We start from the raw sequence: 13,027 nt of genomic DNA, 5'->3' as shown, positions 1-13,027 counted from the left end.
TGTCGCAATCACCCCTGGCGTACAATCTGGCATCCGTCGCGCCCGCCGCGCGGCTTGCACACGCCGGCCTTTTCCAAGTGAGCCTCGACTTCGAAACCCTCGAGCGCCTGCGCCAGGTCCATCCTGCCTGGCGCTTGCTGCGCTCCGACCATGCGAGCCTGGTCGCCGCTTTCCTCCATCGTGTCTTTGTCCAACCCAACCAACGTTCAGCGGGCCAGTCCGATCTGGCCGAGGCGCTGGAAGACGAGCTCTTCGCCTTGCGCGAACGGCTCGGGCAGGACGCGTTTCCCCGATCCGCACTCGACTACCTGAACGACTGGGCCGCCAACGAGAAGGGCTGGTTGCGCAAGTTTTATCGCCAGGGGTCCGATGAACCCCAGTTCGACCTGACGCCGGCTACCGAGAAGGCCATTGCCTGGCTCGGCACGCTGGCCGGGCGCAGTTTCGTTGGCACCGAATCGCGCCTGCTGACGCTGTTCGACTTGCTCAAACAGATGCACGACGGCACGCAGACTGACCCGCGCGTGCGCATGGCCGAACTGCAGCAACGGCGCGACGAGATCGACGCTGAGATCGCACGCGTGGCCGCGGGCGACCTGTCGCTGCTGGACGACACCGCGCTGAAGGACCGCTTCCAGCAGTTCGTCGCGCTGGCGCGCGAGCTGCTGACGGATTTCCGCGAGGTCGAGGACAACTTCCGCGCGCTGGACCGGCGTGTGCGCGAGCGGATTGCGCTGTGGGAGGGCTCCAAGGGCGCATTGCTCGAAGAGATCATGGGCGAGCGCGACGCCATCGCAGACTCGGACCAGGGCCGCAGCTTCCGCGCGTTCTGGGACTTCCTGATGAGCAGCAGTCGGCAGGAAGAGCTTTCCGCGCTGCTGGAACATGTGCTGGCGCTGCGCCCGGTCTCGGAACTCAACCCCGATGCTCGCCTGCGCCGCGTGCACTACGACTGGCTGGAGGCCGGCGAGCATACGCAGCGCACCGTAGCCCAGCTATCGCAGCAACTACGCCGTTTTCTCGACGACAAAGCATGGCTGGAGAACCGCCGCATCATGGATATCCTGCGCGGCATCGAGGCCAGGGCACTGGCCGTGCGCGACACGCCGCCCACAGGCTACGTGATGGCAGTGGATGACACCGCGGCCGACATCGAATTGCCGATGGAGCGGCCCCTGTTCACGCCATCGGCCAAACCGCGCATTACCGAGGCCGACATCGAAGCCGGCGAGGCCGAGGTCGATGCAGAAGCGCTGTTCTCGCAGGTTGTCATCGACAAGGCCGAACTTGCCGCGCATGTGCGGCAGGCTCTGCAAGGCCGCGCCCAGGTCACGCTGCAGGAGTTGTGCGACATGCGCCCGCTGCAGCACGGTCTGGCCGAACTGGTCGCCTACCTGCAACTCGCGGGCGATACCTTCCGCACCGTGGTCGATGAAAGCGCCACCGACTCCGTCTCGTGGATAGTGCCGACGCCGGATGCCGGCACGCTGGTGAGACAGGCCCGGATGCCCCGGGTGATTTTTGTCAGATAAGCATGGCGCAAGACGACATTTTCGATGACGCGGCACCAGCCGCCACTGGCGCAGTCGCGCCGGTGGCGCTGGCCCTGTCCGCGCTGGTGATCCCGCTGCTCAAGGGCGTGCTCTACCGCGACGCCGATGCCAACCTGTGGCATGCGCTGCTCAACCTGCAGCCGACGGTGCGCGACTATGTCGCCGTGCTCGGCCTGGAGCTCGTACTGGATGACGCCGAGGGCTACGCCTTCCTGCGCTCGCAGCCTGACAGCGACGACGACAGCGCCGAGCGCCCGCCGCGGTTGATCGCGCGGCGCCAGCTGTCGTTCCCGGTAAGCCTGACGCTCGCGCTGTTGCGCAAGAAGCTGGCCGAGTTCGACGCCACCGGCGGCGAAACGCGGCTGGTGCTGACGCTGGACGACATCGCCGAGCTGCTGCGCGTGTTCCTCCCCGCCGGCACCAACGAGGCAAAGCTGATCGACCAGATCGAGCTGCACGTGAACAAGATCGTCGAGCTGGGCTTCCTGCGCCGGCTCAAGGCCGACACCAGCACCGGCGCGAGTGCTCGCATGGGAGGCCAGGCCGGGTATGAGGTGCGCCGCATCCTGAAGGCATTCGTCGATGCGCAATGGCTGTCCGAGTTCGATGCGCGGCTGGCGGCCTACCAGATCCAGCTGACTGGCCAGCCGGGAACGCCGGTGGCAAACGGAGGGCCGTCCGATGCATGAGCCGCAAACCCTGAGCCTCGATTTCGCCGACGACGACACGCTGTCGGGCTTCCGGCTGTCGCGTCTGGAGGTCTTCAACTGGGGCACTTTCGGCGAACGTGTCTGGACCATCCGCCCCGCAGGCAGGAACGCCCTGCTGACCGGCGACATCGGCTCCGGCAAGTCCACGCTGGTCGACGCGGTGACCACGCTGCTGGTGCCCGCACAGCGCATCGCCTACAACAAGGCCGCTGGCGCGGAAAGCCGCGAGCGGACCCTGCGCAGCTATGTGCTGGGTCACTACAAGTCCGAGCGCAACGAAGTGAGCGGCACCGCGCGGCCGGTGGCGCTGCGCGACCAGAACAGCTACTCCGTCATCCTGGGCGTCTTCCACAACGCAGGCTACGACCAGACCGTGACGCTGGCGCAGGTGTTCTGGATGAAGGATGCCCATGGCCAGCCCGCGCGCTTCTATGTCTGCGCAGAACAGGACCTGTCCGTCGCCACCGACTTTGCCCACTTCGGGAGCGACATCGCCTCGCTGCGCAAGAAGCTGCGCGGCGTGAAGGCCGAGTTGTTTGACGCGTTCCCACCCTACGGCGCATGGTTCCGGCGCCGCTTCGGCATCGAGAACGAGCAGGCGCTCGAACTGTTCCACCAGACCGTGTCGATGAAGTCGGTCGGCAACCTGACCGACTTTGTGCGCAGCCACATGCTGGAGCCGTTCGACGTGGCACCTCGCATTGTGGCATTGCTGGGACACTTCGACGACCTGGACCGCGCCCATGAGGCGGTGCTGAAGGCCAAGCGCCAGGAGGCCATGCTGACCCCGCTGGTCGCGGATTGCGAGCGCCACGCGGAGCTGGTGGCTGCCTCAGAGCAGCTGCGCGCGTGCCGTGAGGCGCTGCGCCCGTACTTCGCGCGACTCAAGCTGGACCTGCTCGACAAGCGCATCGCCGGGCTCACGGACGAGTGGGAACGCCAGGACACCCGCGTGCGGCGCCTGCAGGACCGTCGCGATGCCCTGCGCAACGATGAAGCCGAACTGCGCCGCAACATTGCCGAGAACGGCGGCGACCGTATCGGTCGGCTGACCGAAGAAATCCGCCAGCAGAACGACGAATCCGCGAAACGCCGGCACAGGTCGGATCGATACGCGGAGCTTGTGCGCGCCGTCGACGAAACGCCGCCTGAGCAGGAAGCCGCCTTCCTGGTCCTGAAGTCACGCTTTGCCGAGCTTGCAGAGCGCTCCAGGTCGCGCGAGGCGGAAGTTGATAACGCGTTGACGGAACACGGCGTCACGCTGCGCCAGGGCAAGGCCGAGCACGATGCGCTGAGCGACGAAATCCGCAGCCTGAAGGCACGCCGCAGCAATATCCCGGCCGCGCAGGTCGCGATGCGCAGCGCGCTGTGCGAGGCGCTTTCGCTGGCCGAGGACGACATGCCATTCGCCGGCGAGCTGCTGCAGGTGCGCGAGGACGAGCGCGACTGGGAAGGCGCGGCCGAACGCCTGCTGCGCAACTTCGGCCTGTCGCTACTGGTACCAGATGCGCTCTACCCGCAGGTGTCCGCGTGGGTGGACCGCACGCACCTGAAAGGCCGGTTGGTTTACTTTCGCGTGCGCGAAGGCGGCAGGGCTGAGCCGCCCGCCCTGCATCGCGATTCGCTCGCGCGCAAGCTGGCCATCAAGCCCGATTCACCGTTCTACAGCTGGCTCGAACGCGAGGTCGCCGTGCGCTTCGACGTCGCGTGCTGTGCCACACACGAACAGTTCCGCCGCGAGACGCGCGCCGTTACGCGCGCCGGCCAGGTCAAGATGCCCGGGGAGCGGCACGAGAAGGATGACCGCCACCGCCTGGACGACCGCAGCCGCTACGTGCTGGGCTGGAGCAATGCCGCCAAGATCGCGGCACTGGAAGGCGAGACCCGCGCGCTCGAAACACGGCTGGCCGAACTGGCCGCACTTACGGCCGGGCTGGTGAAGGAGCGCGACGCCCTCAGGGAGCGGCTCACGGCGCTGTCCCAGCTCGACATTTTTGCCGACTTCGAGGAACTGGACTGGCAGACGCCCGCGCGCGAGGCCGCGCGCCTGGCCGAGGAGAAGCGCCAGCTGGAATCGGCCTCCGATTTGCTGCGGCAGTTGACGGTCCGGCTCAACGAAGTGGAAGCGGAACAGAAAGAGACTGAGGCGCAGCTGGAGGACCACCGCGACAAACGATCCAAGGCGGAGGGCAGGAAGAGCGATGCGCTGGAGCAGCGCGCTGAAACGCAGGCCATGCTGGACGCCACCGGCGACTTCGCGGCTGCCGTGCCGGTCGAGACCATCGACGCGTTGCGCGCCGAAATCCTTGGCCAGCACACCCTGACCGTGGAGGCGTGCAGCGGCCGTGAAACCGACATGCGCAATGATCTCCAGGCCCGGCTCGATGCGGAGAGCAAGCGGCTGGTGCGCCTGGGCGAGAGTATCGTCAAGGCCATGTCCGCCTACAAGGAAGCCTTCAAGCTGGAGACCAGCGAGGTCGACGCCAGCGTCTCAGCCGGCTTCGAGTACCGCAACATGCTCGACAAGCTGCGCGCCGACGATCTGCCACGCTTCGAGGCCCGCTTCAAGGAGCTGCTGAACGTCAACACGATCAACGAGATCGCCAACTTCAACGCGCAGCTTGGCAAGGAACAGCAGACCATCCGCGAACGCGTGGAGCGCATCAACGAGTCGCTGACGCAGATCGACTACAACACCGGCCGCTATATCCGGCTGGAGGCACAGGTCACGCCGGACGCCGAGATCCGCGAGTTCCAGTCGGAGCTGCGCGCCTGCACCGAAGGCGCACTGACCGGCTCGGAGGACAGCCAGTATTCCGAGGCCAAGTTCCTGCAGGTCAAGCGCATCATCGAACGCTTCAGGGGCCGTACGGGGCTGACCGACCAGGACAGGCGCTGGACCGCCAAGGTGACTGACGTGCGCAACTGGTTCGTCTTCGGGGCCAGCGAACGCTGGCGCGAAGACGATGCGGAATATGAGCACTACTCCGATTCCGGCGGCAAGTCCGGCGGGCAGAAGGAGAAGCTCGCCTACACCATCCTGGCGGCGAGTCTGGCCTACCAGTTCGGGCTGGAATGGGGCGCGGTGCGCTCGCGCTCGTTCCGCTTCGTGGTGATCGACGAAGCGTTCGGTCGGGGCTCCGACGAATCCGCGCAGTACGGACTGCGGCTGTTCGCCAAGCTCAACCTGCAGTTGCTCATCGTCACGCCGCTGCAGAAGATCCATATCATCGAGCCATACGTGTCCAGCGTGGCGTTCGTGCAGAACGAGGAAGGACGCGCTTCCAAGGTACGCAACCTGTCGATTGACGAATACCGGGCCGAAAAGGCCAGGCTGACCGCATGAACTGGAGCCGCCCCGCCGACCTGCGTGCCCAGTTGCAGAGGCTTTGGGACCGTGGAGACATCCTCGGTGCGCTGGTCAGCGGCGCCGCGCTGTTCCCCCGGCGGCTCACGCTGCGCGTGCCCACATCCGGCGAGCTGACTGAGAGCTTCGAGGCGGTTCGCAACTGGTTGGGCGAACTAAAGCAGATGCCGCATTACCGCCTGGAGATGCGCGAGTTCCGCCATCGCACCTTCGGCACCAATGCGCTGCCATGCGCCGTGTGGATCGACACGCTGGACGATGCAGCGGCGCTGCTGGGCAAGCGCCGCGAGATCGAACGCTTTACCGCATTGCTCGCCACTACGCGAGAAGCGCAGCCGTTGCTGGTGCCGTGGCTGGCTCAGCGTCCGCTGCGGGCACTGGATCTGCACGACGCCTGGGACCGGCTGCTGGAAATCGTCGGCTGGCTGCAGCGGCATCCGCGACCGGGTGTGTACCTGCGGCAAGTCGATCTTCCTGGCGTGCACACCAAATTCATCGAGGCTCATCGTGGCGTGCTTGCCGAGTTGCTGGACCTGGCGCTCGCGCCGGAAGCCATTGCAGCGGAATTTACCGGCACAAGCCAGTTCCCGGCGCGGTACGGCTTTCGCGACAAGCCGGAGCGGATCCGCTTCCGGATACTGGATCGCGCCAACCGGATGCTGCCAGGCGAAGCCCCCACCCACGACGTGACCCTCGATGCAGCGAGCTTCGCCGCACTCCGGCCAGGGGTTTCGTGTGTGTTCATCACCGAGAACGAAACCAACTTCCTGGCCTTTCCAGAGGTTGCGGACAGCCTGGTGATCTTCGGTGCGGGATACGGATTCGGCTTGCTCGCGAAGGCGAGGTGGCTGTCGCACTGCCGGCTGCATTACTGGGGCGACATCGATACCCACGGCTTCGCCATTCTTGACCAGCTGCGCAGCGTGTTCGGGCATGCGGAATCCCTGCTGATGGATCGCGCCACGCTTGTGGCGTTCGAGGCCCAATGGGGTGTCGAGGACAGCCCGACGCTGCGCGATCTGTCGCGACTGCGGCCAGAAGAGCAGGCGCTCTACGACGACCTGCGGGACAATCGGATTCGGAAAAACCTGCGGCTGGAGCAGGAGCGGGTGGGGTTCGAGTGGGTGCGGGAGGCGGTGGCCGGGTTGGGGTAGGCATATGCCGTTGCCGCGATAGAGGCCGCGATCGCCTGCCAAGAATGGCTTGCGGCATGACGACGCCATATTCACCGCAGGATATGCGGCTAATAGTGCAAAGATTCACCGCAGATTCCGGGCCGTCGGCATCCGCTCCCTCCGCCCGCCAATCGCCCCCGATGCCGCCGCCTGCAGGATGCGCCTGAATGTCGGACATTCCATATGACTAGGCGCCGGACAAGCCGCAGCATGCCGCAACCCATCGCGCATCGCACTCAGCTTATGGATGATCCGATCCAGCTCATCCGCCTTGGCCGCCAGCATCTGCCGGTCGATGCGCGGCCCGCCCTGCGGCGCGAACATCTGCGCAATGTCATCCAGCGAGAAGCCGGCAGCCCGCCCCAGCGCAATCAGCGCCAGCCGCTCCAGCACGCCGGCATCGAACACGCGTCGCATGCCGCGCCGGCCAATGGATGCGATGAGCCCCTTTTCCTCATAGAACCGCAGCGTCGATGCGGGAACGCCCGCTTGCCGGGCCACTTCTGCAATATCCAGGCTATTCACCGCTTGACCTCAAGTGGACTTGAACTGGCACAGTGTAGCTTCACGCCGCGATGGCGAGCAGACGGAGAGGAACATGGATGCCAGGCAAACCCCCGACAGCGAACAGGCCGCGCTTTGGAACGGCCCTGCCGGAAACGCGTGGGTCGACGAGCAGGCGGTGCTCGACCAGGTGCTCAAGCCGTTCGAGGCGATGCTCCTCGACACGGTCAGCGCGGGATCCGGGCAGCATGTGCTCGATGTCGGTTGCGGCACGGGCGCCACCACGCTCGCCTTGGCGCGGCGGCTCGGTGCGCAGGGCCAGTGCATCGGCATCGACATTTCGGGACCGATGATCGCGGTAGCGCGGGCGCGCGCCGAGCGTGAAGCCTCGCAAGCAAGCTTTATCCAGGCCGATGCGCAGGCTTACAGGTTTGCGCCCGCCAGCTTCGATCGCATCGTTTCGCGCTTCGGCGTGATGTTCTTCGGCGATCCCGTCGTCGCCTTCGCCAGCCTGCGACGCGCGGCGAAGGAGGGTGCCGAGCTGCACTGCATCGCCTGGCGAAGCGGTGCGGAGAATCCGTTCATGACCACGGCCGAGCGCGCCGCCGCGCCGCTGCTGCCGCTTCCGGTTCGCCAGCCCGGCGCGCCGGGGCAGTTCGCACTCGCCGACAGGGATCGTGTCGCCGCGTTGCTGGAAGAGGCCGGCTGGAGCGGGATCGAGATCCGGCCGATCGACGTGGCATGCACGCTGCCCGAGCCGGCGCTGGTGGGGTACTTCACGCGACTTGGTCCGGTCGGGGTGGCTCTGCTGCAGGCAGACGCATCCACGCGCGCGCAGGTCATCGACACGCTGCGCGTGGCCTTCGAGCCCTATGTACATGGCAACGAAGTCCGCTTCACGGCGGCCTGCTGGATGATCTGTGCCCGGGCGGCTTCGGACTCCGCGGAGATCGATCATGCCTGAGCCAGAAGGCTCATTCCTTTTGAGTGCGCTGCTGATCGGCACCGGCGCGACCTTGGTAATGGACGCCTGGGCCATCGTGCGCAAACGTGTGCTCGGCGTCCCGCCATTGGACTATGGCCTGGTTGGCCGCTGGCTTGCGCACCTGCCGCGCGGGCGCATTCGTCACCATCCGATTGCGGCCTCGCCTGCCGTGCCGGGAGAGCGGGTCATCGGCTGGATCGCGCATTACCTGACCGGCATCGTGTTCGCGGCGATCCTGCTGGCGCTGTGGGGGCTGGAGTGGGCACGGCATCCGACGCCCGGTCCCGCGCTGGTCGTCGGCATCGTCAGCGTGGCCGCGCCCTTCCTGGTGATCCAGCCCGCCATGGGCGCCGGCATCGCTGCGCGCCGCACGCCGCGGCCCAATGTGGCGCGGCTGCATAGCCTGGTAACGCATGCGGTGTTCGGGCTGGGGCTCTATGTGGCCGGATGTGCCACCACGCTGCTGGACAGGCCCCTGCGCTAGTCGTCGGTCACAACGGTCTTCAGGCCGCGTACGCCCAGGCAGTCGGGGAACCGCGCGCAGCCCCAGAACGGCTTGCCTGCGTGGCCGCCCTGCTTGGCGATCCGTCGGATCATGATGCCGCCGCAACGCGGGCAGACCGGCGTCGAGCCTTGCGGCACCGCGGCAAGCCGCGGCGGCGTTGTGGTGCGGACCGGCGTCTTCGCAGCGGGCGCTGGCTTTGCGGTCACTCGCTTCGGCGCTGCGACCCGGGTGCGCTCGATCATTTCCGCAAATGCCGGACCGTCGATCAGCTCGATATTTCGTGCGGAAGCGAACGCCCGTGCGTCAGCCGTGAACAAGCCCGATGTCACGACAAAGCCTTGCGCCGCGCCCTCTGCCGCCATCACGCCATACAGTTCCTGTACCGCCGTGACAGGAACCTTGATGGCGAGCCAGTGCTTGCACAGCACGAACGCCAGCTCGCTGCCCTTCCTGAGCCGCAAGTCGATGCCGCCGTCCGTGCCTGCGTCCCCCGTTCCGGCGACGGCATAGCCGCGCAGGCGGAACACCCCTCCGACCACGTTTTCGAAGTCCTGCCACGTCATCTGCCGCAGCATGTCGGCAGACTGGCTCGCAGCTATGCTGCGGCTGCGGGTCACTGCCTGCCGCTCGCACCGCGCCAGCCACGATGCCAGCGCGCCGACCAACAACGCCAGCGGCATGATGTACTGGCCGTAGGTGGACAGCCCCTTGACCATCTGGGCCAGGGCCATCCGGCCCATCTCCCCTGGCGCGGCCATCGGCGGGACGTCGGCAGCTGCATAGCGATTGAGTACGGCATAGGCGACCAGCGCCAGGGCTACGCCGGCCCACCATGGCAGTGCGGCCGCCATGCCATAGACATCGTCCAACATGCCCGTTTGCTTCCTGCGGCTCATATTGACCCTTCCTTCTCTTGGCTTTTCGTCACGCCGAAGCATGACGTGCTGCGCCCGCCACGTCGCCCCTGCGCACGCGGGGAGCGGCGGCGGTTTGTCACCCGGGGGCCACATGCCTGTGACCTGGGATGCCTGTCGGTTTGCGTAACGCCATTTTTCTGTGGCCTATCGCACGGCATCCCGCTCAGGCCGTACCAGAATAGAAGCTTCTCGACGCCGCTTCGGCGCGGCGCCGAACCATTCTCCCCACAACACGGGGCGACAGGATGACAAGCCCAGGCCGTCTGGCCACCTGCTTCACGTTCGGTCTTCTGCTCACTGCCAGTGCGCAGGCCTCGGATATCGCCTGCAAGACCACGCTGCGTCCGTCGATCGCCCGTTGCGACGACCCGCTTGCCGCCGGCGAGGCTTGCGAGCGAGTGCGGGACCGGCACCCGACTGCCGCCACCCTGATCTGCGACTACGCGATGCTCCGTAGCAAGCATGAATACATCCATGCCGAGCAGCAGCAGCTGCTGAGCGCCGGGGCGATCGAGCCGGACGATGTCGCCGCATGGCGAAGACGGCGGGATGCCTGTACTTCGGTGGCATGCCTGGACAGCGTCTTTGCCAGCTGGCGCGAGCACAAGAGCCAGACGCCGATTCCCCGCGCCGCCGAGCCGCGACCGAGAGCGCCCGACGCGCCCATGCGCGACGTTTCGAAGAGCAAGCCGGCTGCCGTCAGACCGATGGCCGAGATCCGGCGACCGCCGCCGGTGCCGAAGATGGCGTCGCGGGCCACGCAGCCGGCGCCGCCGCGGCCCGCTCCCCCACTCGCGCCGCAGCCTCCGCTCGAGCTCGTGCTGCCTGCGGAAATCCGGGAACACCCAGCCTACCCTGTCGCGATGGATCAGCCGTCCCCGGATCCCGCCCCCCCACCCGCGGCGCAGCCTCCGCCTGAGGCCGTGGTCGATACGGAAATCCGGGAGCCCCCCGTCGACCCGGTCGGGATGGATCGACCGACTCCGGTTCCCGCCCCCCTATGGACCCCCATATATCCCGTGGAGGCACCACAGCCAGACGGATGGAAATTTCTTGGCGCGCTGGCGTGGTTAGGCATGTGCGGCGCGGTCTTTATCTGGTGGCCCCGAAGAATGCCGGGTGAATGGCTGCCGGGTACCTCTCGCCTGCGCGAGCGAGCGCGAACCGCGACGTGGAGCGTGCTGGTGTCGGCCGGGCTCGTCCTGAACAGCATACTGCTGTTATACATCCTGACGTAGAGCCAGCCATTGCCCTGAGTCCAGGCCGGTGACACTGTCCCGCGCGTGGCTGGTCGCCGTCTTCCACCACAGCTCAGCATGCTCGCCGCCAGCCGCAGGCCACTGAGCGGATGCGTCACGCAATGCCGCACTTGCTCGCTGCGGCTTTCGCAATAGAGGCACCACGTGCAGAAGTGCTCGCAGTTGTTGGTCAGCAGGCGGTAGCGGTCTTCGCCCACCCGTGAGCGGGCGCGCCTGACGGTTTTGACGGCACCGTAGCGCGCCATCGGCGTGGGCAGTGCCGTAGTGCCGTGGCCGGCGACAAAAGCATCCAGGCTCAGCTCCTCCACCGGGCCGCGCTGCTGCCGGTGGCAATAGCCAGCGTAGTGGACCACCTTGCCATTGCCGGCGTAGATGCCGTGATGCGCGTAGCCGTGGCGCGGCGTGACGAGGTGGGCGCCGAGGGGCGTTTCGGTGTCGGCAGGGAACGGCGATGCCGGGGGCAAGACGGCTTCGGCCGGCAGATAGCACGTGGCCAGGGCCGTCCGGAAGCCCGTTTAGCCTGTAGCGAGTCCCGCGTTATGTGGCCCGCGATGCGCATCCAGCCAGCGCCCAAGGCTTTCGTCCTGCCGTTCTGTGGGATATCGCACGGCATATCCGCCACGGAGTACCAGAATAGAAGGTCAATGCGCGCCCTTGCGCGCGCCGCCTCCCCGTTGCCATGGGGCGACAGGATGACAAGGTTTACCGGCTATCTGGCCGCCTGCATTACGATCAGCCTTCTGCTCACCGCAAGTGCGCAGGCGTCGGATATCGCCTGCAAGAATGCACTGCGCCAGCCGGCCGTCCGCTGCGACGATCCGTTAGCCACCGGGAACGCGTGCAGGCGTGCAGACACGCAGCCGACTGCCGCCACGCTGATCTGCGACTACGCGATGCTCCATAGCAAGCACGAATACATCCATGCCGAGCAGCGGCGGCTGCTGCGCGCCGGGGTGATTGAGCAGGACGATGTCGCCGCATGGCGAAGACGCCGGGATGCCTGTACTTCGGTGGCCTGCCTGGACAGCGTCTTTGCCAGCTGGCGTGCGCACAAGAGCCACAAGCCGATTACCCGCGCTGCCGAACCGCAACCGAAGGCGCCCGACGCGCCTATGCGCAACGTTCCGAAGAACAAGCAACCGCCGCCGGCGCCGACGATGATGGCGCCGCCGGCCACGCGACTCGCCACACCGCTGCCTGCAGCCCAACCTGCGCCGCAGCCTCCGCCTCAGCCCGTGGTCGATACGGAAATCCGGCCCGTAGTCGATACGGAGCTCCGGCAATACCGCGCCCACCCTGTCGTGACGGATCGGCCCAGCCTGGATCCCGTACCCCTGACGACTTCCACTCACCCCGCCCAGGCACCACGGCAAAGGGGGTGGGAATCGCTTGGCACGCTTGCGTGGCTGGGTGTGTGCGGCGCGGGCTTTGCCTGCTGGTCCCGGAAGATGCGGGGTGAATGGCTGCCGGGTGCCACCCGCCTGCGCGAGCGGACGCGAAACGCGCCGCCGATCGTGCTGGCGGTGGCAGCGTTACTCGTCATGAACGGCATCCTGCTGTTGTGCATCCTGACGCAGAGCCAGCCATTGCCCTGAACCGCGCACTGCGGTCGCCTGGCGACTCACTCCGGGAGCGGATACTTCCTGGCATTCATCTCCATCTTGGCCCGGATCGCCGCATCCAGGTCCACGCCCAGTGCCGTCACGAGCTGCGCCAGGTAGATGGTGATATCGGCCAGCTCCTGCTCCACATGCTCGCGCTTGTCGGTCGACATGATGTCGCGCGATTCCGCCTCGGTCTTCCACTGGAAGATCTCGACCAGTTCGGACACTTCCACGCTCAGCGCCATCGAGAGGTTCTTGGGGCTGTGGTACTTGCCCCAGTTGCGGGCTTCGCCGAAGGCATAGGCGGCTTGCTGGAGGTTCTTGATGTCGATCAGCGGCATGGTGGTGTGGCGGTAGCGTATTCACTTGGCTCCGGCGCAGGGCGTCGGGGCGAAAACGATCATTTAAGCACGACGCCGCGCGCTCGACAGCCACGCCACCAAAGGCT

General features: G+C 66.6%; 11 protein-coding genes and 1 pseudogene. 8 read left to right on the top strand and 4 right to left on the bottom strand.

The features are described 5' to 3' along the window. Positions 1–77 precede the first annotated feature (77 nt). From ABNX08_RS00140 to ABNX08_RS00125, 4 genes are read left to right on the top strand one after another with little or no spacing between them, the layout of a single operon-like run. A complete protein-coding gene (locus tag ABNX08_RS00140; protein WP_041681192.1) occupies positions 78–1,532 on the top strand; it encodes a DUF3375 domain-containing protein in 1,455 nt (484 codons plus the stop codon). A gap of 2 nt (positions 1,533–1,534) precedes the next feature. Next, complete coding sequence (locus ABNX08_RS00135; protein ID WP_022533138.1) at positions 1,535–2,242, top strand: DUF4194 domain-containing protein; 708 nt, start codon at positions 1,535–1,537, stop codon at positions 2,240–2,242. After that, on the top strand, positions 2,235–5,609 hold the full coding sequence (locus ABNX08_RS00130) for an ATP-binding protein (RefSeq protein ID WP_349605259.1): 3,375 nt from the start codon (positions 2,235–2,237) through the stop codon (positions 5,607–5,609). The genes ABNX08_RS00135 and ABNX08_RS00130 overlap by 8 nt, the downstream gene beginning before the upstream one ends. Next, complete coding sequence (locus ABNX08_RS00125) at positions 5,606–6,784, top strand: DUF3322 domain-containing protein (protein WP_022533136.1); 1,179 nt, start codon at positions 5,606–5,608, stop codon at positions 6,782–6,784. The genes ABNX08_RS00130 and ABNX08_RS00125 overlap by 4 nt, the downstream gene beginning before the upstream one ends. A gap of 105 nt (positions 6,785–6,889) precedes the next feature. On the opposite strand, the gene ABNX08_RS00120 is transcribed toward ABNX08_RS00125, so the two are convergent. Next, complete coding sequence (locus ABNX08_RS00120) at positions 6,890–7,330, bottom strand: helix-turn-helix domain-containing protein (protein WP_349605260.1); 441 nt, start codon at positions 7,328–7,330, stop codon at positions 6,890–6,892. A 73-nt stretch (positions 7,331–7,403) separates the two neighbouring features. On the opposite strand from ABNX08_RS00120, the gene ABNX08_RS00115 reads away from it, so the two are divergent. Both ABNX08_RS00115 and ABNX08_RS00110 read left to right on the top strand, forming a co-directional pair. Further along, a complete protein-coding gene (locus ABNX08_RS00115; protein ID WP_022533134.1) occupies positions 7,404–8,273 on the top strand; it encodes a class I SAM-dependent methyltransferase in 870 nt (289 codons plus the stop codon). Then, positions 8,266–8,778, top strand: a complete 513-nt coding sequence (locus ABNX08_RS00110) for a DUF2938 domain-containing protein (RefSeq protein ID WP_349605262.1) — start codon at positions 8,266–8,268, stop codon at positions 8,776–8,778. Before ABNX08_RS00115 ends, ABNX08_RS00110 begins: the two co-directional genes overlap by 8 nt. Here ABNX08_RS00110 and ABNX08_RS00105 read toward each other — a convergent pair. After that, positions 8,775–9,671, bottom strand: coding sequence for a restriction endonuclease (locus ABNX08_RS00105; RefSeq protein ID WP_349605263.1), 897 nt, complete (start codon positions 9,669–9,671; stop codon positions 8,775–8,777). The two genes, ABNX08_RS00110 and ABNX08_RS00105, sit on opposite strands and share 4 nt — an antisense overlap. Positions 9,672–9,961: 290 nt before the next feature. Between ABNX08_RS00105 and ABNX08_RS00100 the strand changes: the two genes are divergently transcribed. Next, complete coding sequence (locus ABNX08_RS00100) at positions 9,962–10,954, top strand: hypothetical protein (protein ID WP_041680911.1); 993 nt, start codon at positions 9,962–9,964, stop codon at positions 10,952–10,954. A 92-nt stretch (positions 10,955–11,046) separates the two neighbouring features. Here ABNX08_RS00100 and ABNX08_RS00095 read toward each other — a convergent pair. After that, positions 11,047–11,457 (bottom strand): annotated as a pseudogene (locus tag ABNX08_RS00095) (lecithin retinol acyltransferase family protein); the annotation flags it as partial. 210 nt (positions 11,458–11,667) lie between these two features. On the opposite strand from ABNX08_RS00095, the gene ABNX08_RS00090 reads away from it, so the two are divergent. Then, entirely contained in the window at positions 11,668–12,570 is a 903-nt protein-coding gene (locus ABNX08_RS00090) for a hypothetical protein (RefSeq protein ID WP_349605265.1), read from the top strand. 26 nt (positions 12,571–12,596) lie between these two features. Here ABNX08_RS00090 and ABNX08_RS00085 read toward each other — a convergent pair whose 3' ends face one another. Next, positions 12,597–12,920 (bottom strand): nucleotide pyrophosphohydrolase, encoded by a 324-nt coding sequence (locus ABNX08_RS00085; protein ID WP_349605266.1) that lies wholly within the window; start codon positions 12,918–12,920, stop codon positions 12,597–12,599. Between the last annotated feature and the right edge of the window lie 107 nt (positions 12,921–13,027).

Origin of the sequence: Cupriavidus sp. DF5525 (assembly GCF_040149425.2) — a bacterium.
Taxonomy (GTDB): domain Bacteria; phylum Pseudomonadota; class Gammaproteobacteria; order Burkholderiales; family Burkholderiaceae; genus Cupriavidus; species Cupriavidus pickettii_A.
Note: the sequence above shows the minus strand (reverse complement) of the source record. Positions and strands in the feature narration are given on the sequence as shown.